This is a genomic window from Corynebacterium sp. CMW7794, from assembly GCF_001563605.1.
Lineage (GTDB): Bacteria > Actinomycetota > Actinomycetes > Mycobacteriales > Mycobacteriaceae > Corynebacterium > Corynebacterium phoceense.
In genome coordinates this window covers 1-22,398 of sequence record NZ_KQ961748.1, presented here as the reverse complement: position 1 = coordinate 22,398, position 22,398 = coordinate 1, and the positions used below count along the sequence as shown (strand labels likewise).

Here is a 22,398-nt window from a genome sequence, read left to right as displayed (position 1 = left end):
CCCCCGACGTGTCTACTTTCCAGGGGTCAGGCCCAACATCCACACCAGCATCCCTACGTCCGCAAGCACACAAAAGACAATGAGCGCTACGCGCCGCCATCTCGTTACTCCTTGTAATTCGTGGAGGTGTTTTGCGTAGGCCCGTTGGTGCAACCAGTTTTTAAGTGTCATCTCCACCCAGAGTAGTAACGCCTACTCGGCGTTAAATCCACCCCAGGGTGGATTGTTTCGGACAGCGTCGTTTCTAGCGTTGAAGACATGCACAAGAAAGTACCTACCATCATGGCTCTCGCCGCCGTCTACTTCGCCGGCGTCCCTGTAGCCAACGCTTTTCTGCCCGATCCGCACAACCCCACCAGCGCCGTAGCATTTCACAACCTGGAAATCCCCGGATTGGAATGCGAGCAAGGCCTCGGCTACCTGAAAGATACTCCTAGCTGGGAATGCGATGGCGTCACGATTTATGCCAAGAGCAGCAAGACTTCCCAAGAACCCAACGAATACCTCCCGCGGCAACATCGCGCGTTCAACTACACGTCGCATCTCCCACAGGCCGTCGTCGACGATCGCGGACAAGGCGTGTACCAAATCGAGGACTTCGGAAACATCACTGTCGCTCTAGACCGCGATGGTGACAAATACTTCTTCCATCTCGACGGCCCGGATGCCGCGCAATACGCCGAGCGAATCGAGGTGCACGCATGAGAATCCTCTTCTACCTACTCGTCACCGTAGGCCTCGCCTCCACGGTCCACTTTCAGCTCCAGCTGCCGTATCTCCAGGCCAGCCTCCTCGCCGGTCTCATCAACGGCCTCGTCCTGTTGCTCATCTCGTGGCTCATACTCCGCAAACATAAAGGCGCCGTACTTGGCCTCATCTGGGGCATCGCCTGTACCGGCCCTGCTGTATTCTTTGGCACTCAGCTCCGCGAAATACACGCCAAATTCCATTTGCAATGGCTTGAAGCCGCAGGATTCGCACCACTCAACGAGGAAACACTCAAGGTCCTCGGCGTCTTACTCATCTGCACCTACTTCATCAAACCCGAACGGGCGCGGGACTACGTTTATGTAGGTATCGCGGTGGGAATGGGATTTGCCATTGTTGAAGACTTCGCCTTTATTGCGCGCATTACCCTCTACGATCTTGATTCCGATACCGTCGGCGCTGCAGCGGGCATCGCTATCCGAACGGTCGGGAACCCCTTCGGGCATGCGCTCTATACCGGTCTCGCCGCATTCGGACTATCACGCAAGAACCCCTTCCCGTGGTGGCTGCTTGGCGTCGCCCTGCACACGCTTACTAATCTCTTCCCCTCGCTGGCCTCCACCTTCCCCGACGCGAATTGGCCCGTTATCGGTTCATTCTGCGTCGTCGCCGGCACATGGACTGCGTGCATCTGGCTCTTTACCCGCTTGGTTCGCTCCGCGCGCCGTGAGCGAAAGCTCAGCCACTCAGATGTTTCAGATGCCCCCGCACACAGTCCCCTGGTACCGGCAAAGAACTAAGCCGTCCCCTGGCAGTACGGACACCACCAAATAATCCGCTCCAGTTCGCCTTCATCGCCATGGGCGTCGACGCCACCGAGCACTCCCTTCTCGATGGGAGTGCCGCAGCGTCGGCATCGCGCGTTGTTGCGCCCAAAAACATACGTCGTCTCCCCGGCGCGCCGCACGCCCGTGGTCACCCGGATGGGTGAATACCGGTTGGCCCACATGATTGTCCGCGAGATGTCCACTATCTTGGCCACATCCACCGTGCTTGCCGATGCCCCCGGGTGCACGCCTGCAATAAAGCAGGCCTCTGCACGGTACTCGTTGCCAATGCCCGCGACATTCTTCTGATCAAGCAGCGCCGCACCGATGGCGCGTTCCGGGCGCGCTTCGATGCGCCGGATCGCCTCCTCACGCCCGCCATTTGTCTCCCAGTCCGGGTCGAGGATGTCTGGGCCCAGATGCTCGATGCGCCCTAGGTAATCCGACTCCGGATAGACCTCCACGAACCCGAGAGTATGACCGACGACCTCGATATCGCGCGGTTCATCAGCAAGCTGCAACACCACGCGCGCGGTATGCCCGGGAGCGCGCCACTTGTCCCCGGCGTAATGGATGTGCCACTGGCCCTCCATTTTCAAATGCGTATGGAGGATGAGCGGCTCGTCCTCGTCGCCCGCGAATTCCATGAAGAGATGCTTGCCATAGGGCCACACAGCCACGCACTCCATCCCGTCAAAGCGCGCGAGCGCATAGCGCGGCACCCGCACCGAGGTCTTAGTCACCTCGCGGCCCACCATGAACTGCATGCGTTCGGCCAGCTGCAGGACGGAATCACCCTCAGGCACGCGGCACCACTCCTTCTTTAACGACTGGCGATTCTACGCCAGCCCCACACTGAAACCGTAAGGAGTCATCATGACATTCAACTGGCTCAACGCCTACGGCGCCGGCCGACTCGTGGTGTTGCTCGTACCGAATATCATCGGGGCGCTCGCCGGCGGCAACGGCGACGCGCAACCGCCGGTGGACGTCCCCGTCGCACTCACGGTGGCCGAGAATATCGCCCGCTGTGCGTGCATAATCCTCGTGGTTCTCCCGCTCGGCGTGGGCAGATTTGAGATGCGGACGCGCGCTGCTCCCCGCCGTCATGTTCATCAGTTGCGGCGCGGTGCTGCGTCACCACCTGCTCACCGCCGCGAGCCTGTGCTTTGCTGTGGCGCACATCTGGATTACGGTGCTCACCCACAGCGGGCTTGCAGCTAACTCGAAATCACAGAAAGCTCCAGCATCCCTGGAGCGTTGTGGATATTCGCAACGGAGCAGAATCCGTGCGTCGTCGTGGGAATTTTGGCGCCGCACACGACAACGTTGGTATTGTTGTTGCGAAGCCACTCAGTGGCAATTAGGCAACGGGCCCCGCACGTGATGCGACGGCCCGCCCTTTCTTTTTCGCAGCTTCTGGCGTCTCCCCAGGCCCGACTATCACGCCGCATCACGCTCGTTCCCGGATTCAGCCAACTCCAATTGTGCGGACCACTGCACTGTCGGTTAACTCCGAACAGACACAGAACGTAAGCCGTTGCGTTTAGGCGAGGCCGGAAGTAACTCCCGGCACCGACGCCCTACTCTCCCACGGCGTGATGACGTACTCGCGCTTCAGGTCGCGCACTGAGGACACGCCGAGCAGCGTGCAGGCAGTCTCCAGTTCGGAGGTGAGCAGCTCGATGGTGCGGTCGACGCCCTCGCGCCCGCCCGCCATCAGACCGTAGAGGTAGGCGCGGCCGATGAGCACGAAGTTCGCGCCGAGCGCTAGGGCAATCGCAATATCGGTGCCGGACATGATGCCGGAGTCGTAGACGATCTCGGCGTCGAGGCCGAGCTCCGCGCGGATGGCTTCGAGAGCGCGAAGCGTATTGACCACGCGGTCGAGCTGGCGGCCACCGTGCGAAGAAACCACGACGCCATCCGCACCAAGCTCGATGACCTTGCGAGCGTCAGCAGGATTGACGATGCCCTTGACGAGCATCTTTCCGTCCCACTGCTCGCGAATCCACGCCAGGTCATCGAAGTTGAGACCCGGGTCAAACATCGTGTTGACGAGCTCACCCAGAGTACCCGTCGTCGAGGTCAGCGACGCGAAGGTGACCGGGTCCGTCGTGAGGAAGTTGAACCACCACTCCGGACGCCACGCGGCGTCAAGAACGGTGCCGGCGGTGAGCCGCGGCGGGATGCGCATGCCGTTGCGCGTGTCACGCAGGCGCTGGCCCGCGACCGGGGTATCGACAGTGACGACGAGCGTGTCGTAGCCACTCGCTGCCGCGCGACGCAGCAGCTCAGCGCTGGCCGCGCGGTCCTTCCACAGGTAGAGCTGGAACCAGCGGCGGCCGCTGCCGGAAGCCCGCTCGACTTCCTCGACAGACCGCGTGCCCATCGTCGACAGCGTGAACGGAATACCTGCCGCCGTTGCTGCCGATGCCCCCGCATCTTCGCCCTCGGCATGCATAAAGCGCGTAAAGCCGGTCGGCGCAATGCCGAACGGCAGCGCGGAACGCCCACCCGCAATGTCGACGGACAGGTCGAGCTCCGTGGCACCCGTGAGCACGTTAGGCAGCAGGCGAATGGAACGGAAGGTCTCCCGCGATTCGTCATAGGTAACCTCGTCGCGCGCGGCGCCGTCCACATAGTCGAAGGCCGCCTTAGGAATGCGACGCTTGGAGATCTTCCGGAGATCCCACACGTCAGCGGCCTCCGCAAGGCGCGCGGCGCGACGGTCGAGGGTCGGCCTCTCAAAGCGCATGAGGTTCTTCAGTTCTGAGACTTGGGGCAATTGACGCTTGAGACGCATGACGGTTCTCCTCTTCGTGGTTCGTAGTGCGGCCGTAGAAAGCGGTCCTGCTTTCATTCCTACTCTTCTACAGAAATAGCGCCAAACTGAGGTCCTCCCCCAGACAGCACGAAACCCCAGCGCCACCGAAGTGACACTGGGGGGCGCATGCGAGGAAACCTAGTGGCGGATATTCACGCGCTTGTGGTTGTAGAGGCCAGACTCGATGAGCTTGACCATGCCCAGGGCGTAGTCAGCGTAGGAAATCTCGTTGTTGCCGTTGGCATCGACGGTGAACTTGTCGGAGTCGACAATCTCAAACTTCCCGGTGCGCTCACCCTCGGCATCGAACTCGGCAGCCGGGGACACGAACGTCCAGTTGAAATCATCACGCATACGCAGGTAATCGAGCTGCTCCGACTATGCGGAAGCCAGCGGCACGAACATATTCGGGAAGTCCGGAGTCTCGAGCAGCTTGGTGCCCTTATCGTCCACGATCATGGAACCGGCACCACCTACAACGTAGAGACGAGCATCGGAACCGGCGAGCACGTCGCCCAGGTGTGCCACGGACCTGGTATGCAGCGGCAGCGTCTCCGGGGTAAAGGCGCCGAAGGCGTTGACGACAGCGTCGAAGCCAGCGAGGTCCTGCGCCGTGATGTCCATAATGTCGCGCGTGATGACGTTCGTTGCAGCGGAGCGGTTCTCGCCACGCACGATGGCGGTGACGTCGTGGCCTGCGGCCTGTGCTTCCTTGACGATGCGCTGGCCGGCCTTGCCGTTGGCAGCAATGACTGCAATCTTCATGGGAGTTCTCCTTCAGTAGGTTTAACTTTAACGTTGAAGCCAACCTTAGGCGCATGTGGTAGCTTTTGGGAAGTAGGAACCCAAAATTGCCCTAGGCACCAAAAAGAAACTATCAAGGTCACAGCCATGAAACAGCCGCTTACTTCTTTGCCCGCCTGCCCCGTCGAGACGACACTCACGCTTCTGTCCAACCGCTGGCGCGCCATGATCCTGCGCGATCTCCTCGACGGCACCATGCGTTTTAACGAGCTGCGGCGCTCCGTGACCGGCATCAGCCAGAAGGTCCTCACGTCGAACCTGCGCGAGATGGAAGACACCGGCATCGTCCACCGCGAGGTCTTCGCTGAGGTCCCGCCCCGCGTCGAGTACTCGCTCACTCCCCTCGGCCAGTCCATGCGCCCCATCCTTGACGCCATGGACGAATGGGGCACGCACTACCAGCAGCAGGTTGCCAAGGAAATCGTCTAGCGCTGGTATCCACGCTCCGCCGCTCACCCAGCTTTGGGTTTATGGCGCTTCACGCCGCCAAACCAGCCCCCAAACGCAACAAAACCAAAGCCAGGATGTGCTGCGGCACCAGTCGTATCCCTAGCGCCGATACCCACGCGGCCGGAATCCACCCGGCGCGGACCGCCAGCCTTCACGCCCCGCGTCGGCAGCACCATCAGAGGGTTCGGCCTCCGGCACCGACTCCAGCGCATCGGAAAGCGACCGTCCCCGCCTGCTCGGCGCCACGGAGGTCGAAAGCTTGCCAGAAATCCGCACGCCCTTCGGAGTAATCCCTGCGCCGTGCTCGCGCAGCTGATTCGCCAACGGGGTCTCAAAGACCGAGGCCCCGTTGGCCTTTTCGATGGTGAGCGGCGAGAGGCGCCCAGATGCGACGGCCTCAGTGAGCGCCGCCACGATATAGCCCACGACCTCGCCGCCATCGATGCCCGCGGGCACCGGGAAGGTCGTGAGCGTCTTGCCGCCACGCGTGAGGTGCGCGACGGGCAGGCCGTCCACGAGCACGACCAAAGCACCCGCCGCGCGCGTGGGCGAGCCCTCCGTCTCCGGCCACGGCAACGCCGCACCGTAGGGGTTCGCCGGATCCGCCGCGGCCAGCAGGTAGGTCTGCGGCTCCTGCGTGCCCGACGGCCAGCCGGTCACGTCCGGTGAATCCGCGAGCCCGCGCAGGCGGTCGATGACAGCAGGCGTCGAGAACTGCGCCGCACCCAGGCCTTCAATGACGTAGCCACGCATGGCCTTGCCGGACTCCTCGAATCCGGAAAGCACCTTATACGCCAGCGCGAAGCCGCCCAGCACATCTTCAGCGACGACGCTCCCACGCGTGACCACGCCGTAGCGGTCAAGCCAGGCCTCGCCGTGTGCCAAAGAGCGAGCCGTTGCTTCCGATGCCGCCGGCACCGCCAGCGCCCAACGCCCCGCCACGTCCGGCGGCGTCGAAGTGGCACGCTGCGACTGGGCAAAGGACGTGCGTCCCATGCGCAGGCGCGAACGGCTCGGCCGGCGCTTGGAACGGTGCGCCGCCGCGGAGCGAGACCCGCCGGAAAGATGCGCGCGAATCGGTGCAAAGGAATCCGGCGCGACGAGCCCAGCCTCGACGAGCTGCCAGAGTGCCTCTCGTAGCTCTCCGGGAGCCGCCAGGCTACCGGGAACTTCCGCCAGCAAATCAGCAAAAAGGAACCCGCCGCCACGTGCAAGCACGTCGAGCACTGACTGCTGGAGCATGGACGGACCGAACTCGCCCAGCTGAGGAGCCAGCTGCGCCGCATAGTCCGCGGGCAGCAGCATGATCCATGGGTCGGACGCGCCGGCCTTGCCCGCGCCGAGGATGAGAACCTCGCCCGAGGACGTGAGCTCGTCCAAGTGCCGCGGGGAATAATCCCCCACACGCGCGGGCAAAACGAGGGATTCCCAGGCGCTGGCGGGCAGACGCACCCCGGCGAGCTGTTCGATAACGGCAAACACGCCGTCGGCGCCACGCAACGGGGGCTGCTGCCCCACCGGCGCCACTTGCTGCCAGTCCGGCAGGAAGCGTCCATAGGTCGCGGGCGTGACCGGTTCCGTCGCCGCGCGGGCCGCAGCCAACGAGCGCGATCGGATGACACGCAGCACCTCGCTGGCCACGTACTCGGTTTCTTCGACACCCTGGCGGTAGTGCCCTTCCAACACGCTGTCCAACGAAGAGACAACGGCGAAGGTAGCGGAGACGGAGAGACCGAAGGCATCGGCAGCCTCGCGCAGGGTAAACGGGCCGCGGGTGCGCGCCCAGCGCGACAGGAGCTGCTCCAACGCATCCGTGATCGTCGCTTGCTGCGCCGGGATGCCCGGCGGGACGGGAACGCCCAAGCCATCGCGGAGTAAGGGGGCATCGAGAGACTGCGCGAGGTGCTCGCGCCCGCCAATACGCACCCGCATGATGCGCGAACCCAGAGCGTCGAGCGCCGTCATCGGCACCGAGGCATGCTCGCCGAGTTCAGCGACCGGGATGGGCCCCAGCACGCGCAGCAAGTCCGCGACCTGCTCTGTGGTCTTCGCGCGGCGCTCCGGGGTGCGACGCTGCAGCTGGGCGTCGACCTCCGCGATGATCTCTGGATCGAGCAGTTCGCGCAGCTCCACCGTGCCCAGCAGCTTCGCGAGCAGCGCAGGGTCAAGCGCTAGGGCGGCTGCGCGTTTTTCCGCCAAAGGAGAATCGCCCTCATACATGAACGCGCCCGTGTAGTTAAACAGCAGCGAGGACGCGAACGGCGAGGGCTGATCGACGGTGACCTCCGCGATGCGCACGCGCCGGTGGCCCAGGTCCCGCATGAGCTCCGTGAGTGCCGGCAGGTCATAGACGTCCTGGAGGCACTCGCGGACGGTCTCCAAGATGATGGGGAACGAGGGGTACTTCCGGGCGACGTCGAGCAGCTGTTCCGCGCGCTGGCGCTGCTGCCACAGCGGGGCGCGCTTGCCGGGGTTCCGGCGCGGCAGAAGCAGCGCGCGGGCCGAGCACTCGCGGAAGCGGGAGGCAAACAGCGCGGAGCCGCCTACCTGTTCCGTCACGATATCTGCGATCTCGTCGGCATCGAAGGCAAAGAGGGACGCGTCCGGAGCTTCCTCGCCCTCGGGCAGGCGCAGCACGATGCCGTCATCGCCGGAGACCGCCTGCGGATCCATGCCGGTGCGCTCCGCCACCCGCGCGCCTACGGCAAGCGCCCACGCCGCATTGACGGGACGGCCGAACGGCGTGTGAAGGACCAGCCGCCAGTCCCCTACTTCGTCCTTGAAGCGCTCGAGCAGCAGCGTCTTCTCGTCCGGGATAAGCCCCGTCGCGTCCTCCTGCTCGCGCAGGTAGGCCAGCAGGTTATCGCGCGCCCACTCGTCCGAGTCAATAATGAGCGACGGGTCTGAGTAGGCCTCACGGCGGAAAGCACCCAAGGCCTTGCCCAGCTCGTACGGGCGGCCAGCGGCGTCTCCGTTCCAAAACGGCAGGCGTCCCGTATTCCCCGGCGCAGGCGTGACCTGCACTTGGTCACGGGTGATGTTCTCAATCCGCCAGCTCGTGGCGCCCAACGTAAAGATGTCGCCGACGCGGGATTCATAAACCATCTCCTCGTCGAGCTCACCCACGCGCCGGGGTGCGCCGCCTTCCGCGCCACCCACCAAGAAGACGCCAAACATGCCGCGGTCGGGAATGGTGCCGCCGCTGGTCACGGCCACGCGCTGCGCACCCGGGCGCGGCGTCAGCATGCCCGTGATCCGGTCATAGACGACGCGGGGCTTGAGCTCCGAGAAATCCGTCGAGGGATACACGCCCGAGGCCAAGTCGATGACGGAGTCGAAGACCTCACGTGCCAGGTCCCGGTAAGGCCAGGCGCGGCGGACAGTCTCGTACCACTCGTCCACGTCGAGGCCGTCCTCGCCCGCCGCAGCGACAGCCGCGACGGTCTGTTGCGTAAGGACGTCGAGCGGGTTGCGCGGGGTTTTCAGCTCCTCGATAAGGCCTTCGCGCATGCGCCGCACCGTCACCGCGGATTGCAGCAGGTCCGCCCTATGCTTCGGGTAAAACGAGCCTGCCGATACCGCCCCTACCGCATGCCCCGCACGGCCCACACGTTGCAGGCCAGAGGCCACCGATGGCGGTGACTCCACCTGCACCACGAGCTCCACCGCGCCCATGTCGATGCCGAGCTCCAGCGAGCTCGTCGCCACAACCGCCTTGAGCGTGCCCTCCTTGAGCATCGTCTCCGTCATGGCGCGCTCGTCCTTGGACACGGAGCCGTGGTGAGCGCGCGCAATAACCGCCGGGGCCTTGCCCACGACGTCTGACTGCGCCATGAGTTGAGACGGCGGACGACGCGACGCCGACGACAGCGAGTCCGGATCGTGCTCCGCCGCGTAGAGCTCGTTGAGCCGGCTCGTTACGCGCTCTGCCGTGCGGCGCGAGTTCACGAAGACGAGCGTCGAGCGGTGCGCCATGATCTCTTTGTACAGCTTGTCCTCGATAAACGGCCAGATGGACTTCGCCGTGGGCAGCGCGGACTCGGTGGGCCCGGCGTCGATGCCCTGGCGCCCCAGCCCGGAATCCGACCGCGGCTGAGGCAGCGGACCACCGGTTATCCCCAGCGGGTCGTCGACGGTCATCTCGCCGATCGTCGAGCCGGCCTCCGGCACCGGTAGGTCCGACATGTCTTCGACCGGCACGTGAATAGTGAGGTCCCAGCGCTTCTCCGCCGGCGGCGCGATGATCTCCACCGGGCGCCCGCCGCCCAGGAAGTTCGCAACAGCCTCGAGCGGGCGCACCGTGGCCGACAGCCCGATGCGTTGGAATTCACCGGCGACCTGCGCCAGGCGTTCCAGGGTCAGCGCGAGGTGCACGCCGCGCTTCGTGCCAGCAAGCGCGTGAATCTCATCGATGATGACGGTATCCACGCTCTTTAAGATGCCCGCCGCTTTGGACGTGAGCATGAGGTAGGCCGACTCCGGCGTCGTGATGAGCACGTCCGGCGGGCGGCGCACCTGCCGGTTGCGCTCAGCCTGCGGGGTGTCGCCCGAGCGCACGCCCACCGTGATATCCGGAACCTCCTCGCCCAGGCGCTCCGCTTTGCGCGCGATGCCTGTCAAGGGCGCGCGCAGGTTATTCTCCACGTCCACGCCGAGTGCCTTGAGCGGCGAGATATAGAGGACTTTCACTCCTCCATGACTTCCGGCGGCGGCGCCAGCCGACGCCGCGCCGGGAAGCGGCAGTGCCGTCTGGCCCTCGCGCTCGACCAAGTTATTAAGCGCCCAGAGGAACGCTGCGAGGGTCTTGCCGGAACCGGTAGGGGCGACGACGAGCGCGTGGGCATCGGCAGCAATGGCGCGCCAAGCCTGCTCCTGGACGTCGGTGGGGCGGGCAAAGACATCCTCGAACCAGCCCCGGACGGCGGGCCGGAATTGAGCGAGGACGGCGTCAGTCATTCCTTCACTGTAGCGCGGCGACCGACATGGCAAGGTAGGCTAATTCCCATGACCCGCGAACTTACAGATTCTCGTCTTACCAACCACATCGCTGAAGGCGTCGGCGAAATCCTTAAAGGCGTGCGCACCAGCGGTTTGCTGCGTGGCCTTGAGCTGGGTGACGCTGGTGACGTCCTCGCGCAGGAATGGATTTCCCGCGTCCTCGAGCAGCACCGCCCCGAAGATGGTTTCCTCTCCGAGGAGGCCACGGATGACATGTCCCGTCTGAAGAAGGACCGCGTGTGGATCGTCGACCCCATCGACGGCACGAAGGAATTCTCCACCGGCCGCCAAGACTGGGCCATCCACATCGCCCTCGTCATCAACGGCGTTCCGGAGCACGCCGCCGTGGGCATGCCGGACCTGGGCGTGACGTTCAAGTCCTCGGACGTGCGCGCCGTGACCGGCCCCATGTCGAAGAGGTTCGTGGTCTCCCGCAACCGCCCGCCGCAGGTCGCCGGCTTTATCGCGGAGAAGATGGGCTACGAGACCGTGGGCGTCGGCTCCGCAGGCGCGAAGGCCATGCACGTCCTCCTCGGCGACTTTGACGGCTATATCCATGCCGGTGGCCAGTACGAGTGGGACCAGGCGGCACCTGTGGGCGTGGCCCGCGCCGCAGGCCTGCACTGCTCGCGCCTCGATGGCTCCCCCATCACCTTCAACAACGAAGACACTTTCATCCCGGACCTGGTCATCTGCCGCCCGGAAATCAAGGACGAGGTCCTCGCCGCGGCCGCCGAGTTCGCGGAGGCCAACGGCGGGTACAACTAAACTATCTACATTGCCGTTTTGGACGCCGAAAATTAAACTAGATCTTCCAGTTAATTAACCACCAAGAAGACTACGAACCATAAAGTTACTTCTACTCGTTGTCTTCACAAGGAAGGAAGAAGGTGCATGACCCGTGACCATGCTGAATGGCCAGAGCCTGCGCCGCGTCATCACGAGCGGGAAGACCTCGATGACATATCTCCCAGCTCGCCGCAGTCACCCCGAGATGACCCTAGGGACAATGCTGCCAACGCCGACCGAAATCCAGACGAAGGCGTGGAAGATGGTGGGCCAAAACATCCAACAATCGATGACGCGTTACTCGCGGAACTCGTAGACGATGATGATTCGCCCGAGGACAAGGCGAAAAAGGTTGCAATTGTCGAGCAGGTAATCTCGCAATACCACAGTGGCCCCTTGCCTTCAGCTGAAGAATTTGGCCGTTACAAGGATATTGAGCCGACGGCACCGCAGATTATCCTCGACATGGCGGCTCAAGCCACTACAGCTGCTGCGAACCGCGAGAACGCTATTGCCGACGTCATGCGGGCCAATGCACGTATCGATGAAAAGGCCGTGCCGCGCGGACAGTACATCTCAGCCGTGCTTATTCTCGGTCTTCTCACTATTGCCCTTGTCGCGCTCGTCCTTGACCGCGAGTGGATTGTCTTACTTTTTGGTGTAGGAGGGCTGGGAATGATGTTTATGAACACTCTCCCGACTTTGCTTAATCGTGACCACTCGCCAAGAGCATTGCCTGTCGAAAAAGAAGCGCTCGAGCGAGGGTCGGCACCGGAAGAGAAGCACGAATAGTACGCTGCCCCATGCTGGTGCGGTCTAGGACTCTCACAATGTTGTATTTGGACGTTACACTGAGCACCATGATCGACACCCCGTATGAAGACCTCCTGCGCCGCATCCTCGAGGAAGGCACGCCCAAAGGCGACCGCACCGGCACGGGCACGCGCTCCATTTTCGGCGCGCAGCTGCGCTACAACCTGGCGGAGTCCTTCCCACTGCTGACCACAAAGAAGGTCTATTTCCACGGGGTCATCGGCGAACTGCTGTGGTTCTTGAAGGGCGACTCGAACGTCAGGTGGCTCCAGGACAATAACGTCCGCATCTGGAACGAATGGGCCGATGAGAACGGCGAGCTCGGCCCCGTCTACGGCGTGCAGTGGCGTTCCTGGCCCACCCCGGACGGAAGCCACATCGACCAGATTCAAGGCGCGTTGGACACGCTCAAGAACAACCCGGACTCCCGCCGCAATATCGTCTCTGCTTGGAACGTCGCGGAGCTCAACCAGATGGCGCTCATGCCCTGCCACCTGCTCTTCCAACTCTACGTCGCCGACGGCAAGCTCAGCCTGCAGGTCTACCAGCGCTCCGCGGACATGTTCCTGGGCGTGCCGTTTAACCTCGCGTCCTACGCGGCCCTGGCGCACATGTTTGCCCAGCAGGCCGGCCTTGAGGTGGGCGACCTCATCTGGACCGGCGGCGACTGCCACATCTACAACGACCACGTCGAGCAGGTCAAGGAACAGCTCACTCGCGAACCGCGCCCGTACCCGCAGCTCAAGCTCAACAAGGCCGCCAGCCTCTTCGACTACGACTTCACCGACTTCGAGCTCGAGGGCTACGACCCGCACCCTGCGATCAAGGCTCCGGTGTCCGTCTAATGTGGGGCGCGATTTGGGCACAGTCGCTCGACGGCTGCATTGGCAACGGCGTCACCATGCCCTGGCACGTGCCAGAAGACCTCGCCCACTTCAAGGAGGTCACCCTCGGCGCCCCCGTCGTCATGGGCCGCAAGACGTGGCAGTCGCTCAACCCCACGTTCCGCCCACTGCCCGGCCGCGATAATTACATCCTTTCGCGCCAGCTGCCCGGCGAATGGTCCGCCGGCGCGGAGGTCCTCCGCGACCTACAGAAAGCTCCGCATGAGGCCTGGATCATCGGCGGCGGCCAGGTCTACGCCGCAACGCTGGGCCAGGTCGAGCGCGTGGAAATCACCCTCATGGACGCCAATGTCGCCGAGGCCTATGGCGAGGACGCCGTCTTCGCCCCCGAAATCCCCGCGCACTTCTCGCTCACGGCCGAAACCGGTTGGCTTACGTCCGAGAAGGGCCACCTGGAGCTGCCGGGAATACCGCCCAGCGAACTACCGTTGAAGTACAAGTTCCTCACCTACGAAAGGAAAATCTCCGCATGACCGTCCAGACCCCTGAGACCAACGCACCCGTTACTATTTTCTACGCCGATTGGTGCCCGTTCTGCGCCAAGCTGCGCAAGAACCTGGACCGCTCGGAGACCCCGTACGACCTCGTCGACGCGGAGGCCGAGGGCACCGAGGACATCAACGAGTGGATTAAGTCCGTCAACGACGGCAACCGCATTGTCCCCACCGTCCTCTACTCTGATGGCACGCACGTCACCAACCCGCCGGCCTCCGAGGTTCGCGCGAAGTACGCCGAGCTCACCGCGTAAATGGCGACCTGGGATACCGTAGCCCGTTCCACGGGCATCCAGGGCGAAGAATGGGTGAAGCTCCTCGACCCGGCCCACAACCACGCCCAGCTTGCCGATGCCGCCCTCTCCCACCTCCGCGCCACCCTCGCCGCCCAGCCGGACGGCGTCCTCAAGGGCAAGAACCTGGAATGGTGGGCCCAGGGCGTTGCCGTCTCTTTTGAGCAGCACATCGGCCGCCGCGTCCCCGGCGAGCGCTGCGACGGCTCCTTCGGCGCGAATGCCTCAAAGACCGTCCCGGCGCGCAGGCCGATATCGCCGCCGCCTGGGCCGAGTTCGCACCACAGCTCCCTCTAATTCTTGACGGCGAGCCACGCATCAGCGAGACGGCCAAGTGGAACTACTGGCGCGTGACGGCCACGAGCCCCACCGCGCCGGACGGTTCCTCGGCCAGCGTGTCCATGAACATCCAGTCCCGCACGCCCGGCAAGACCACCGTCGCCGCTGAGGTCAAGGGCCTTACCTCCCCCCGCGGATTCCGCCCATTACAAGGCGCTCTTCAAGCGGGCTCTCGCCGACTTCGCGGCCTTCGTCGCGGCGCGCTAAGACGCATCGCGACACCACGCCCGATTACTCGTCGTCTTCGCCGAAAAGCTCGACCATATCTGCCGGCGACAGCGTGCCCGCCATGCCGGAAATCTCGGACGCGTAGACGGTGTTGAGGTACTCCTCCAGTGCCGTCTTCAGGCGCTGCGCGTCCACCTTATTGAGCAGCAGGATGCGCTCGGTGGAACCACCCGGCACCGTCTTTTCCACGGCCAGCGTCTTCACGCCTTCCTTCGTCACCAGCTCGGTGACAATTTCGCGGCGCTGGACATCGTGAAACCTCACATTGGGATCGTTAACCATACTCAACAAGTTATCCGATTTAGGGACAGCGCGGGCGGTGCTGGTAGTCTAGACTCTCGTGATTACCCCCTCCAGTGAGGAGGAAAATATCACCCCGCCCCAGTAGCTCAGGGGATAGAGCACGGCTCTCCTAAAGCCGGTGTCGGAGGTTCGAATCCTCTCTGGGGCACACAATTTTCCCACGAATGTGCAAATCTGCTACATGCATTTCTGATGGCTTAGGCACCTTCAGTCGGCAACGGCTTGCACCACGTGAGGTTGAGCAGCTGAATCCGCCCGCGCGGGTCGCCGTCCCACTCCACCTCGAGGTCGTGACGCTTAAGAATGTCCACGAGGAACCGACCCAGTGCGGCGTCCATCCGTGCCCACTCGTCCTTCCGCTCGGGGTGGCCTTTGCGCAGCTTCTCGGCGTCGACCTCACCAGCAATCGGCGGGCCCGGCACCCACGCACCGAAAACGAGATAGAGCTCCGTCGGCTCGTACGCCAGTCCCTCGGCATCCTGCATGTGAAAGCCACACGATGCCCATTCACGATAGGGATACTCCCCCTCCGGCACATCGACCTGGGTGCGTTCCTCCCCAAGCAGCTCGTTACAGTCACTGACATCGAATCCAAGGCTCATTCCCGTCACGAGCCCTTGGTCTTCCATCTCATCGAATGCAGCCTTCACCCGGTCGTAATCGGTGGGGTGCTCCCACTCCGACTCCTGGGCCTTGCGTTCTTCCCACACCTGCTCGGCGGCCGCGTGCGGATCATCATTGGGATACACGTCTTCGAGTTCGTTGTCATCCACGGCTTCGTGGACCTCGTCCAAGGTCATGAATCCCGGAAGGATCCAATGGTTGAGTTGCTGGCGCAGCGAATCTGAAATCTCCATGCCTCCACAGCATAAAGAAAAACTCTCCGCCACGGCGCGCCGCCCCTCGCGTGCCTTCGGAGCTCTCACCCTCGCAGCTGCGGCGACGCTGGGCATCGGCAGCGGCAAGGCTGGCGCCATCGCCCTCGGTCAGGTCCGCATCTCCGACACCCCGGACGGCACGCCGCACAAGCGCACCGGCACAGCTATCGCGCCCGAGCGGGTACTCACCGCCGCGCACTGCGTCGAGGGTCCCTCCATCAACGTCGGCCGCCAACAAAACAAATGAAGCAAGGCTGCCGGGAATTCAACCCAGCGGTTATCCCTGCACGGCAGCCGCGCCTTCATCACCGGACGCAAGCGAATACCACGTCCATGCAACGTATCCGATATAAGCGAGCGGCAGGACGAGCGGAAAGAAATAGCCAACAGCCACGCAGGCGGCAAGCACACCGATAGCCACTCGTCCGCCTGCTAGCTCCGATTTTGCAGCAATGAACCGTGCTGTTGCTACGGCAGCGATGAAGAAAAGGGCAACGCCGAGCACCCAATGGATTCCACTTCCGATGCCCATGATCAGCGTCACAACACCTGCACAAACCCACAGGATCTTGTGAAGACTCAAGCTAGATCTCTCCTAATTCTTAGGGGCAGTCGCTACAGGAACGATGTGGTCGGTATGGGTCTGACCCCACTCGCAAGTTAACACACACTTCATGATGTTTCTTGGGACCTTTACAACCCTCGGACACCTTCACCTGAATGTCGCCCGGCAGCGATGGTACAAGCGACCTGTGCATCCTAATTGTGAGCACATCGAGGCGGAAAGCCCCCTTGCCGCATTCCCGAGGGGCGAATACGATGTATTCAGAGCGCTGAAGAGAAGGGAGAATCGAATGACAACCATGACCGTACGCATGAGCGACGAAGACGCCGAGCTCGTCCGCAAGTATGTCAGATTCGAAGGCACAACGATCTCGGAATTCGCCCGAAGCGCAATGCTAGAAAAAATTGAAGACCATGCCGACCTTCAGGAACTTCGAGCCGCCATCGAAGCCGATGACGGACAGCGTTTTAGCATCAATGATGTCCTCGAAGAGCTTGATTAATGTCAGCCAACGGCCCTAGCTACAGAGTTAAGCTCACCGCCTCGGCTCGGAAACAGCTCAAGAAGATGGACCGGTTCGATGCGCGGCTTCTGCTTAATTGGATGAAAACCCATCTCGAAGGCTGTGCCGATCCGCGTGCTTTCGGCAAAGGCCTCACAGGCGATCGATCTGGCGAATGGCGCTACCGTGTCGGCGCTTATCGAATCCTCGCGCTCATTCACGAATCAACCATCACGATCGAGGTTTTTGCTGGTGGAAGGCGCGACACGATCTATCGCTAACCGGAACAAAAGAAGCGAGCCCCAGACCTTCTCAGTCTGGGGCTCGCCTTCGGTGGAGCTGCCGGGAATTGAACCCGGGTCCTTCGTCACCTCGCCAGGGCTTCTCCGTGCGCAGTTCGCACAGGATCTCTACTCGGCCCTCCGGCTCGGGCAAACTCGTTCCGGATGATGGGCCCAGTCGCTCTGAAAGTCCCCCGTCGGCCGAACGACAAGCCGGCGGAGCAAGTTCCTTAGTCGATGCCAGGATCCGGGTCAGGAACTAAACCCGGGCTGACAGACTCGCGTCGCTGAAATTAGGCAGCGAGGGCGAAGTCACGCTGAGAGTTCTTCTCTGCGTTTATTGGTTGCTACGACGCTTAACGGTGGTCTCTAGCCTGCACCGGCACGCTTCCCCTGGCTCAATGTACGAAGTCGAAACCATATCAACCCCATGCATTGCAGTAGAGCGGGATTGTGCGCTCTCTACAGTTCGTATAACGCTACCCCACGTCGGCCTATTCCAGCAACCAGCTTTCCGATGCCGCCTCTACCGCGCCGTCGATGTCGGCTAATGTTCGCGGGACGTCCTTGGCCACCAACCGTGCATCCCACCAGTAAATAACATCGGAGGAGTCAAACGGGACAACACCAACGAATGAGTCACCCGCCATCTGGTCACCCCAAGCATGAACAGCGGTCTCTACTTCCGCCGAGACGTCCCTGTGGGCTCGCCCGAAGTCCACTTCGTAACCGATATATGTCGTCCCGCCTTGCTGTGCCTCGATGATGAGATAGACGAAGTCCTGGGTGTACCACGCCGCCCACACGTTGACGTCTTCGGGCGACAGTCCCTGATCCGGCGCCACATAGCGGTTAATCAGCTCGTCCATCTTCGCGACGAACGCAGCGAGGTCAAAAGAGCGGTCCATGAATGCCGCCTTTTACTGCAGGTAGTCCGCCAGCACCACCGCGTGGTTGACCTCGCGGTCCTTCGCGGCGAAGAGCAGCGTGACATCGCCGTCCTTGGCGAGTTTTCGCAGCTCGTTCATATCCTCGGAGTCGTTTTCTTCGAGCTCGGCGCGATAGCGTTTCTTAAACTCGCCGAAACAGTCCTCGTCATGGTTCCACCACGTGCGCAGGCCGGGGCTGGGCGCGACCTCCTTGAACCAGTGATCCGGGGCCAGCTTGTCCTTGGAGATACCGCGCGGCCATAGACGGTCGACGAGGACCGTTACGCCGTGAGTCTTCTCTTCGCCTTTAACGACGTCGTGTGCCTTAGCCGTATAAATCATGGGCCCCAGGCTACGCGCGTTTTAGGCGTTGATGCCCTTGATGCGGCGTCCCAGCTCGCGGGTAATCTCGCGATCCTGGTCGCGGCGCTTGATAGCCTCGCGCTTGTCGTAGTCCTGCTTACCCTGTGCCAGGCCAAGTTCCAGCTTCGCGCGGCCGTCCTTCAAGTAGACGCGCAGCGGGATGAGCGTCTTATTGCCGTCGCGGACCTGGCCCATAAGCTTGTCGATCTCCCGGCGGTGCAGCAGCAGCTTGCGGGTGCGCTTCGGCGAGTGGTTCGTCCACGAGCCATAGGAATACTCCGGGATGTGGAGGTTGCGCACGTAGACCTCGCCGTCGTCGATGGTCGCGAACGCGTCGACGAGCGAGATTTTGCCCTCGCGCATGGACTTGATCTCAGTGCCGACAAGCACCATGCCGCATTCGTAGGTGTCCAGGATTTTAAAGTCGTGGCGAGCGCGGCGGTTGGTCGCCAGGGTCGAGTTATTGTCGACCGCTTTCTTCTTCTTTGCTTTCTTCGCCATAATCCGTCTTATTGTACCGGCGCGTGCACGCCAGCCCTAAAACCAACGAACCCCGCGGCGGGCAGCCGCGGGGTGCAAGGGGGCATCGGGAAGCTACTTGCGCACGTAGGCACGCAAGGTAACCCAGGCGGCAAGGGCGGCGAAGACGATGGCCACCGCGCCGATGAGGGGAATGGCGACCCAGATATCCGAGTCCCGGATGGGCGCCAGCAGCTGGGAGGAGTAGAGGTTCTTCAACGACGGGTCGAGGACAAAGTTCTTGCCCAGGTAGACGCCCACGCCAGCGAGGACGGTGCCGAAGAGCACGGCGAGGACGGCCTCGAAGACGAAGGGGGCGTTGGTAAACCAGCGGGTAGCGCCGACCATGCGCATAATCGACATCTCGCGCGAGCGGTTGAACGCGGCGATCTGCACCATGTTCGCGATGAGGAAGATGGCGGCGATGGCCTGGACGAGTGCCAGGATGAAGGTCGCGTTGCGGATGGTGTCGAGGTTGGAGGTCGCGGAGCGGACCTCGTCGCCTTGATCGACGATGGTGTCGACGCCGGGGTCGTTCGTGATGGCGTCGATGGCGGAAGTATCCGTGGGATCGACGAGGCGCACGTGGAGGGCGGCGGGCAGCGCGTCCGGGGAGGTCTCTTCGACGAGCAGCGGGTCGGTCTCTTGGAAGACCTCGACGAAACGCTTGTACGACTCCTCGCGGTTGCGGTAGGTGACGGACTCGACGCCGCCGTCAGCCTCGAGCTTCTTCTTTACGTCGGCGCAGGCGCCATGCTCACAGGTCGTGTCATTCGCGGACGTGGGCTCGTCAAGCTGGACCATAACTTCGACCTTCTCGAGGTAGATGTCCTTGGTGTCTTCGGTCATCTGCGTGACGAGCACGCCAGCGACAAGCAGACCGACGGAAATCGCCGTCGTGATGACGAGCGCGATGGTCATGGTGAGGTTGCGTCCGAGCCCCCGGAAGGCCTCGCGCAGAACATATCCGAGTCGCATTAGAAGGCCTCCCCGTAGACGCCGTGCTCGTCGTCGCGGACGAGCTTGCCGTTGTTGAGTTCGAGCACGCGGCGGCGCATCTCGTTGACGGTGCGCGCGTTGTGCGTGGACATGATGACGGTCGTGCCGGTGCGGTTGATCTGCGCGAGCAGCGTCATGATGTCTTGGGCCGTGGCCGGGTCGAGGTTGCCCGTGGGCTCGTCGGCAAGGACGAGCGCTGGCTTGTTGACGAAGGCGCGGGCGATGGCCACGCGCTGCTGCTCGCCGCCGGAGAGCTCGTTGGGAAGGCGGTGCGCCTTGGAGTCGAGATCCACGAGGTCGAGCACCTCGGGCACCGCCTCCTTGATCTCCTTCTTCGACTTGCCGATAACCTCGAGCGCGAACGCCACGTTGTCGTAGACGTTAAGCTTGGGCAGCAGGCGGAAATCCTGGAAGACGTAGCCGATGGACTGGCGCAGACGGTTAATCTGGCCGCCCTTCAAAGCATTGACGTGGAAGTCGCCGAAATAGATGTCGCCGTGGGTCAGGTTCGTCTCGCGGACGAGCAGTTCCAGGAAGGTAGACTTGCCGGAGCCGGACGGGCCGATGAGGAAGACGAACTCGCCGTCCTCGATCGTGAAGGAGACGTCGCCCAGGGCGGGCCTGGCGGACGCCTTATAGACCTTGGTTACATTCTCGAAGGTGATCACAGGGGAAACTCTAGCAACATAAGTTTCATTCCTACAGCTTCCGCGTGGATAGGCAGGCTTTTCACAGACTGCGCTTGTGGCCGAGTTCGCACAGGTCGCGGGCCTGTGTACCATTACACACTGATCCGAACGTACGATCCCGACCCCAATTGTCAACAAGAAAGGCCGAGAACATGTCCGAATCACAAACGCAGGCGCCGCCTGAGCATCAGTCGCCTGGCGGATTCCTCGGCACGATCGAAAAGATCGGCAACAAGCTGCCTAATCCGTTCTGGCTCTTCGTCATCCTCGCTGGCGTCGTGGCGGTGAGCTCGTGGCTCGGCTCGCTCGCGGGCCTGCAGGCCACGGACCCGCAGTCGGGCGAGCCGATCAAGGTGACGAATCTCCTCAACGCTGAGGGCCTCTCGAAGATGGTAACGGAGGCCGTCACCAACTTCACGTCCTTCCCGCCGCTGGGTGTTATCCTCGCGGTCATGCTCGGCGTGGCCGTCGCGGAGCAATCGGGCCTGCTGTCCGCGCTCGTGCGCGCCATGGTCGCACGCGTGAGCCCCAAGATGTTAACTTTCGTCGTTGCGCTCACCGGTGTGACAGGCTCCGTTGCTTCCGATGCCATCTATGTCATCCTTATCCCGTTAGGTGCCACCGCCTTCCACGCGGTCGGTCGCTCCCCCATCGTGGGTGCGATGGTGGCGTTCGCGGCATCGTCAGCAGGCTTTAACGCGTCGCTCATTTTGAACATCACGGACCTGCTGCTCGCGGGTATTTCGACGTCCGCCGCGCAGATTGTGGACGCGGAGTACGAGGTCAACGCGCTGGCGAATATCTTCTTCGTGGTGCCGTCCGCGATTGTCCTGTCGCTCATCATCACGGCGGTGACGGAGTTCTTCATCGTGCGCAAAGCGCGCGAGCTCGTCGACCACGACAATTTGGAGACCCAAGAACTGGATTTCTCGTCGTCGGTGCCCAACGCGTCCGACGATGACGAGTACGACTTCTCGGACGACGAGGAGAAGCTCGCCCTCCACCCGCTCGAAGCCAAGGGCCTCAAGGCCGCGGGTGCCGCGCTGGTGGCCTTCCTCATCGCGTTCTTCGCGCTCATCTTCATCCCGGGCTCGCCGTTCGCTGGGCCGGATGGCGTGTTCATGGAGTCGCCGCTCATCAAGGCTATCGCGGTGCCCATCGCGCTGGCCTTCTTCCTGGCCGGCGCGGTCTACGGCATCGTAGTCGGCACGGTGAAGGAAGCCTCGGACTTCCCGGATTTCATGGCTAAGGGCATCGAAACCCTGCTGCCTATGATCGTGCTCTTCTTCATGGTCGCACAGTTCCTCGCGTGGTTTAGCTGGTCCAACCTGGGTGTGTACACCGCAATTAAGGGCTCCGAGTTGCTCCAGGCCTGGGACCTGCCGCCGGTGCTCATGTTCGCCGGCCTCGTGCTCATGGTCGCGCTGCTCAACCTCTTCATCACGTCCGGTTCCGCACAGTGGGCGCTCATGGCACCGGTCGTCGTGCCGATGCTCATGTACGTCTCCGTCGCCCCCGAGGTCGCGCAGATGCTCTTCCGTATCGGCGACTCCCCGACGAATATCATTACGCCGATGTCGCCGTACTTCGCGCTCGCGCTCACGTTCCTTCAGCGCTACTACAAACGCTCCGGCGTGGGCACGCTCATGTCGCTGTCCCTGCCCTACTCGATTTCCATGCTCGTGGGCTGGTTCATCTTCTTCGTCATCTGGTACCTCATCGGCATACCTCTGGGCCCCGGCACCCCGATGACCTACCCGGCAAGCTAAAACGGCATGCTGAATCGCCCGCCCCTCGGGGCGGGTTTTCGTGGTTTTCCTAGTTATTCGTGCAAGGCAGGTCCGGCCCGAACTTCCGGCGCTTCCAGAACCGACCCTCGGCGTCTTTGTAATAGA

Annotated in this window: 27 protein-coding genes, 1 tRNA gene and 1 other RNA gene; 15 read left to right on the top strand and 14 right to left on the bottom strand. The window is 62.7% G+C overall.

Annotated elements, in window-relative coordinates:
- Window positions 1–258 precede the first annotated feature (258 nt).
- Both HMPREF3227_RS08445 and HMPREF3227_RS08440 read left to right on the top strand, forming a co-directional pair.
- Window positions 259–705 (top strand): hypothetical protein, encoded by a 447-nt coding sequence (locus HMPREF3227_RS08445; protein ID WP_156452987.1) that lies wholly within the window; start codon window positions 259–261, stop codon window positions 703–705.
- The gene (locus HMPREF3227_RS08440; RefSeq protein ID WP_066512137.1) at window positions 702–1,508 is read left to right on the top strand and encodes a PrsW family glutamic-type intramembrane protease; all 807 of its coding nucleotides are present in this window, start codon (window positions 702–704) and stop codon (window positions 1,506–1,508) included. The genes HMPREF3227_RS08445 and HMPREF3227_RS08440 overlap by 4 nt, the downstream gene beginning before the upstream one ends.
- Here HMPREF3227_RS08440 and HMPREF3227_RS08435 read toward each other — a convergent pair.
- Entirely contained in the window at window positions 1,505–2,341 is an 837-nt protein-coding gene (locus HMPREF3227_RS08435; RefSeq protein ID WP_066512135.1) for a DNA-formamidopyrimidine glycosylase family protein, read from the bottom strand. The two genes, HMPREF3227_RS08440 and HMPREF3227_RS08435, sit on opposite strands and share 4 nt — an antisense overlap.
- A gap of 70 nt (window positions 2,342–2,411) precedes the next feature.
- Here HMPREF3227_RS08435 and HMPREF3227_RS08430 point away from each other — a divergent pair, with 70 nt between their 5' ends.
- Window positions 2,412–2,759, top strand: a complete 348-nt coding sequence (locus HMPREF3227_RS08430) for a hypothetical protein (protein WP_066512133.1) — start codon at window positions 2,412–2,414, stop codon at window positions 2,757–2,759.
- A gap of 322 nt (window positions 2,760–3,081) precedes the next feature.
- Here the strand turns inward: HMPREF3227_RS08430 and HMPREF3227_RS08425 are convergent, their stop codons facing one another.
- The 3 genes from HMPREF3227_RS08425 to HMPREF3227_RS13580 form a co-directional block, all read right to left on the bottom strand.
- Window positions 3,082–4,341, bottom strand: a complete 1,260-nt coding sequence (locus tag HMPREF3227_RS08425) for an alpha-hydroxy acid oxidase (RefSeq protein WP_066512132.1) — start codon at window positions 4,339–4,341, stop codon at window positions 3,082–3,084.
- A 159-nt stretch (window positions 4,342–4,500) separates the two neighbouring features.
- Complete coding sequence (locus tag HMPREF3227_RS13585; protein ID WP_197429516.1) at window positions 4,501–4,716, bottom strand: NAD(P)-dependent oxidoreductase; 216 nt, start codon at window positions 4,714–4,716, stop codon at window positions 4,501–4,503.
- A gap of 24 nt (window positions 4,717–4,740) precedes the next feature.
- Window positions 4,741–5,127 carry an NAD(P)H-binding protein gene (locus tag HMPREF3227_RS13580; protein WP_197429515.1) on the bottom strand — a complete coding sequence of 129 codons (387 nt, stop codon included), beginning with the start codon at window positions 5,125–5,127 and terminating at the stop codon, window positions 4,741–4,743.
- A gap of 126 nt (window positions 5,128–5,253) precedes the next feature.
- Between HMPREF3227_RS13580 and HMPREF3227_RS08415 the strand changes: the two genes are divergently transcribed.
- A complete protein-coding gene (locus HMPREF3227_RS08415; protein WP_066512130.1) occupies window positions 5,254–5,595 on the top strand; it encodes a winged helix-turn-helix transcriptional regulator in 342 nt (113 codons plus the stop codon).
- 120 nt (window positions 5,596–5,715) lie between these two features.
- Here HMPREF3227_RS08415 and HMPREF3227_RS08410 read toward each other — a convergent pair whose 3' ends face one another.
- On the bottom strand, window positions 5,716–10,572 hold the full coding sequence (locus HMPREF3227_RS08410) for an Lhr family ATP-dependent helicase (RefSeq protein WP_066512127.1): 4,857 nt from the start codon (window positions 10,570–10,572) through the stop codon (window positions 5,716–5,718).
- 48 nt (window positions 10,573–10,620) lie between these two features.
- Between HMPREF3227_RS08410 and HMPREF3227_RS08405 the strand changes: the two genes are divergently transcribed.
- From HMPREF3227_RS08405 to HMPREF3227_RS08380, 6 genes are all read left to right on the top strand, one after another.
- Window positions 10,621–11,382 carry a 3'(2'),5'-bisphosphate nucleotidase CysQ gene (locus tag HMPREF3227_RS08405; protein WP_066487678.1) on the top strand — a complete coding sequence of 254 codons (762 nt, stop codon included), beginning with the start codon at window positions 10,621–10,623 and terminating at the stop codon, window positions 11,380–11,382.
- 126 nt (window positions 11,383–11,508) lie between these two features.
- Window positions 11,509–12,195, top strand: coding sequence for a hypothetical protein (locus HMPREF3227_RS08400; protein ID WP_066512124.1), 687 nt, complete (start codon window positions 11,509–11,511; stop codon window positions 12,193–12,195).
- Between the two features lie 59 nt (window positions 12,196–12,254).
- The gene (locus HMPREF3227_RS08395; RefSeq protein WP_197429517.1) at window positions 12,255–13,061 is read left to right on the top strand and encodes a thymidylate synthase; all 807 of its coding nucleotides are present in this window, start codon (window positions 12,255–12,257) and stop codon (window positions 13,059–13,061) included.
- A complete protein-coding gene (locus HMPREF3227_RS08390) occupies window positions 13,061–13,594 on the top strand; it encodes a dihydrofolate reductase (protein ID WP_066512119.1) in 534 nt (177 codons plus the stop codon). Before HMPREF3227_RS08395 ends, HMPREF3227_RS08390 begins: the two co-directional genes overlap by 1 nt.
- Window positions 13,591–13,869 carry a glutaredoxin domain-containing protein gene (locus tag HMPREF3227_RS08385; protein WP_066512114.1) on the top strand — a complete coding sequence of 93 codons (279 nt, stop codon included), beginning with the start codon at window positions 13,591–13,593 and terminating at the stop codon, window positions 13,867–13,869. The genes HMPREF3227_RS08390 and HMPREF3227_RS08385 overlap by 4 nt, the downstream gene beginning before the upstream one ends.
- Window positions 13,870–14,205, top strand: coding sequence for a hypothetical protein (locus tag HMPREF3227_RS08380; protein WP_066512109.1), 336 nt, complete (start codon window positions 13,870–13,872; stop codon window positions 14,203–14,205). It begins immediately after the preceding gene.
- 273 nt (window positions 14,206–14,478) lie between these two features.
- Here HMPREF3227_RS08380 and HMPREF3227_RS08375 read toward each other — a convergent pair whose 3' ends face one another.
- Window positions 14,479–14,739 carry a cg0963 family protein gene (locus HMPREF3227_RS08375; protein WP_231732343.1) on the bottom strand — a complete coding sequence of 87 codons (261 nt, stop codon included), beginning with the start codon at window positions 14,737–14,739 and terminating at the stop codon, window positions 14,479–14,481.
- Window positions 14,740–14,853: 114 nt separating this feature from the next.
- Here HMPREF3227_RS08375 and HMPREF3227_RS08370 point away from each other — a divergent pair.
- Window positions 14,854–14,926: transfer RNA gene (locus tag HMPREF3227_RS08370), tRNA-Arg, on the top strand.
- 49 nt (window positions 14,927–14,975) lie between these two features.
- Here HMPREF3227_RS08370 and HMPREF3227_RS08365 read toward each other — a convergent pair.
- Entirely contained in the window at window positions 14,976–15,635 is a 660-nt protein-coding gene (locus HMPREF3227_RS08365) for a DUF6891 domain-containing protein (RefSeq protein WP_066512096.1), read from the bottom strand.
- On the opposite strand from HMPREF3227_RS08365, the gene HMPREF3227_RS08360 reads away from it, so the two are divergent.
- Window positions 15,634–15,903: a hypothetical protein gene (locus tag HMPREF3227_RS08360; RefSeq protein WP_066512093.1), complete on the top strand. Its 270-nt coding sequence runs from the start codon at window positions 15,634–15,636 to the stop codon at window positions 15,901–15,903. The two genes, HMPREF3227_RS08365 and HMPREF3227_RS08360, sit on opposite strands and share 2 nt — an antisense overlap.
- Before the next feature lie 30 nt (window positions 15,904–15,933).
- Here the strand turns inward: HMPREF3227_RS08360 and HMPREF3227_RS13325 are convergent, their stop codons facing one another.
- Window positions 15,934–16,239: a hypothetical protein gene (locus HMPREF3227_RS13325; protein ID WP_141681492.1), complete on the bottom strand. Its 306-nt coding sequence runs from the start codon at window positions 16,237–16,239 to the stop codon at window positions 15,934–15,936.
- Between the two features lie 271 nt (window positions 16,240–16,510).
- Here HMPREF3227_RS13325 and relB point away from each other — a divergent pair, with 271 nt between their 5' ends.
- On the top strand, window positions 16,511–16,723 hold the full coding sequence (relB, locus tag HMPREF3227_RS08355; protein WP_062040565.1) for a type II toxin-antitoxin system RelB family antitoxin: 213 nt from the start codon (window positions 16,511–16,513) through the stop codon (window positions 16,721–16,723).
- Entirely contained in the window at window positions 16,723–17,004 is a 282-nt protein-coding gene (locus HMPREF3227_RS08350) for a type II toxin-antitoxin system RelE family toxin (protein ID WP_066512087.1), read from the top strand. The genes relB and HMPREF3227_RS08350 overlap by 1 nt, the downstream gene beginning before the upstream one ends.
- 50 nt (window positions 17,005–17,054) lie before the next feature.
- Here HMPREF3227_RS08350 and ssrA read toward each other — a convergent pair.
- From ssrA to ftsE, 6 genes are all read right to left on the bottom strand, one after another.
- Window positions 17,055–17,434, bottom strand: a transfer-messenger RNA (tmRNA) gene (gene ssrA / locus HMPREF3227_RS08345).
- Between the two features lie 64 nt (window positions 17,435–17,498).
- The gene (locus HMPREF3227_RS08340) at window positions 17,499–17,912 is read right to left on the bottom strand and encodes a hypothetical protein (protein ID WP_066512084.1); all 414 of its coding nucleotides are present in this window, start codon (window positions 17,910–17,912) and stop codon (window positions 17,499–17,501) included.
- Between the two features lie 12 nt (window positions 17,913–17,924).
- On the bottom strand, window positions 17,925–18,275 hold the full coding sequence (locus tag HMPREF3227_RS08335; protein WP_066512082.1) for a DUF488 domain-containing protein: 351 nt from the start codon (window positions 18,273–18,275) through the stop codon (window positions 17,925–17,927).
- Between the two features lie 21 nt (window positions 18,276–18,296).
- Complete coding sequence (smpB, locus tag HMPREF3227_RS08330) at window positions 18,297–18,797, bottom strand: SsrA-binding protein SmpB (RefSeq protein WP_066491166.1); 501 nt, start codon at window positions 18,795–18,797, stop codon at window positions 18,297–18,299.
- 93 nt (window positions 18,798–18,890) lie between these two features.
- Window positions 18,891–19,793, bottom strand: a complete 903-nt coding sequence (ftsX, locus tag HMPREF3227_RS08325; protein WP_066512078.1) for a permease-like cell division protein FtsX — start codon at window positions 19,791–19,793, stop codon at window positions 18,891–18,893.
- Window positions 19,793–20,482 (bottom strand): cell division ATP-binding protein FtsE, encoded by a 690-nt coding sequence (gene ftsE / locus HMPREF3227_RS08320; RefSeq protein WP_066512074.1) that lies wholly within the window; start codon window positions 20,480–20,482, stop codon window positions 19,793–19,795. Before ftsE ends, ftsX begins: the two co-directional genes overlap by 1 nt.
- A 173-nt stretch (window positions 20,483–20,655) precedes the next feature.
- Between ftsE and HMPREF3227_RS08315 the strand changes: the two genes are divergently transcribed.
- Entirely contained in the window at window positions 20,656–22,272 is a 1,617-nt protein-coding gene (locus HMPREF3227_RS08315; protein WP_066512067.1) for an AbgT family transporter, read from the top strand.
- Window positions 22,273–22,398: the final 126 nt, after the last annotated feature.

Excerpts from the sequence above, each read along its gene's own strand:
- HMPREF3227_RS08445 (WP_156452987.1), top strand. The coding sequence starts at position 259 with ATGCACAAGAAAGTACCTACCATCATGGCTCTCGCCGCCGTCTACTTC.
- HMPREF3227_RS08440 (WP_066512137.1), top strand. The coding sequence starts at position 702 with ATGAGAATCCTCTTCTACCTACTCGTCACCGTAGGCCTCGCCTCCACG.
- HMPREF3227_RS08430 (WP_066512133.1), top strand. The coding sequence starts at position 2,412 with ATGACATTCAACTGGCTCAACGCCTACGGCGCCGGCCGACTCGTGGTG.
- HMPREF3227_RS08425 (WP_066512132.1), bottom strand. The coding sequence starts at position 4,341 with ATGCGTCTCAAGCGTCAATTGCCCCAAGTCTCAGAACTGAAGAACCTC.
- HMPREF3227_RS13585 (WP_197429516.1), bottom strand. The coding sequence starts at position 4,716 with ATGCGTGATGATTTCAACTGGACGTTCGTGTCCCCGGCTGCCGAGTTC.
- HMPREF3227_RS13580 (WP_197429515.1), bottom strand. The coding sequence starts at position 5,127 with ATGAAGATTGCAGTCATTGCTGCCAACGGCAAGGCCGGCCAGCGCATC.
- HMPREF3227_RS08415 (WP_066512130.1), top strand. The coding sequence starts at position 5,254 with ATGAAACAGCCGCTTACTTCTTTGCCCGCCTGCCCCGTCGAGACGACA.
- HMPREF3227_RS08410 (WP_066512127.1), bottom strand. The coding sequence starts at position 10,572 with ATGACTGACGCCGTCCTCGCTCAATTCCGGCCCGCCGTCCGGGGCTGG.
- HMPREF3227_RS08405 (WP_066487678.1), top strand. The coding sequence starts at position 10,621 with ATGACCCGCGAACTTACAGATTCTCGTCTTACCAACCACATCGCTGAA.
- HMPREF3227_RS08400 (WP_066512124.1), top strand. The coding sequence starts at position 11,509 with ATGACCCGTGACCATGCTGAATGGCCAGAGCCTGCGCCGCGTCATCAC.
- HMPREF3227_RS08390 (WP_066512119.1), top strand. The coding sequence starts at position 13,061 with ATGTGGGGCGCGATTTGGGCACAGTCGCTCGACGGCTGCATTGGCAAC.
- HMPREF3227_RS08385 (WP_066512114.1), top strand. The coding sequence starts at position 13,591 with ATGACCGTCCAGACCCCTGAGACCAACGCACCCGTTACTATTTTCTAC.
- HMPREF3227_RS08380 (WP_066512109.1), top strand. The coding sequence starts at position 13,870 with ATGGCGACCTGGGATACCGTAGCCCGTTCCACGGGCATCCAGGGCGAA.
- HMPREF3227_RS08360 (WP_066512093.1), top strand. The coding sequence starts at position 15,634 with ATGCCTCCACAGCATAAAGAAAAACTCTCCGCCACGGCGCGCCGCCCC.
- HMPREF3227_RS08365 (WP_066512096.1), bottom strand. The coding sequence starts at position 15,635 with ATGGAGATTTCAGATTCGCTGCGCCAGCAACTCAACCATTGGATCCTT.
- relB (WP_062040565.1), top strand. The coding sequence starts at position 16,511 with ATGACAACCATGACCGTACGCATGAGCGACGAAGACGCCGAGCTCGTC.
- HMPREF3227_RS08350 (WP_066512087.1), top strand. The coding sequence starts at position 16,723 with ATGTCAGCCAACGGCCCTAGCTACAGAGTTAAGCTCACCGCCTCGGCT.
- HMPREF3227_RS08340 (WP_066512084.1), bottom strand. The coding sequence starts at position 17,912 with ATGGACCGCTCTTTTGACCTCGCTGCGTTCGTCGCGAAGATGGACGAG.
- HMPREF3227_RS08335 (WP_066512082.1), bottom strand. The coding sequence starts at position 18,275 with ATGATTTATACGGCTAAGGCACACGACGTCGTTAAAGGCGAAGAGAAG.
- smpB (WP_066491166.1), bottom strand. The coding sequence starts at position 18,797 with ATGGCGAAGAAAGCAAAGAAGAAGAAAGCGGTCGACAATAACTCGACC.
- ftsX (WP_066512078.1), bottom strand. The coding sequence starts at position 19,793 with ATGCGACTCGGATATGTTCTGCGCGAGGCCTTCCGGGGGCTCGGACGC.
- HMPREF3227_RS08315 (WP_066512067.1), top strand. The coding sequence starts at position 20,656 with ATGTCCGAATCACAAACGCAGGCGCCGCCTGAGCATCAGTCGCCTGGC.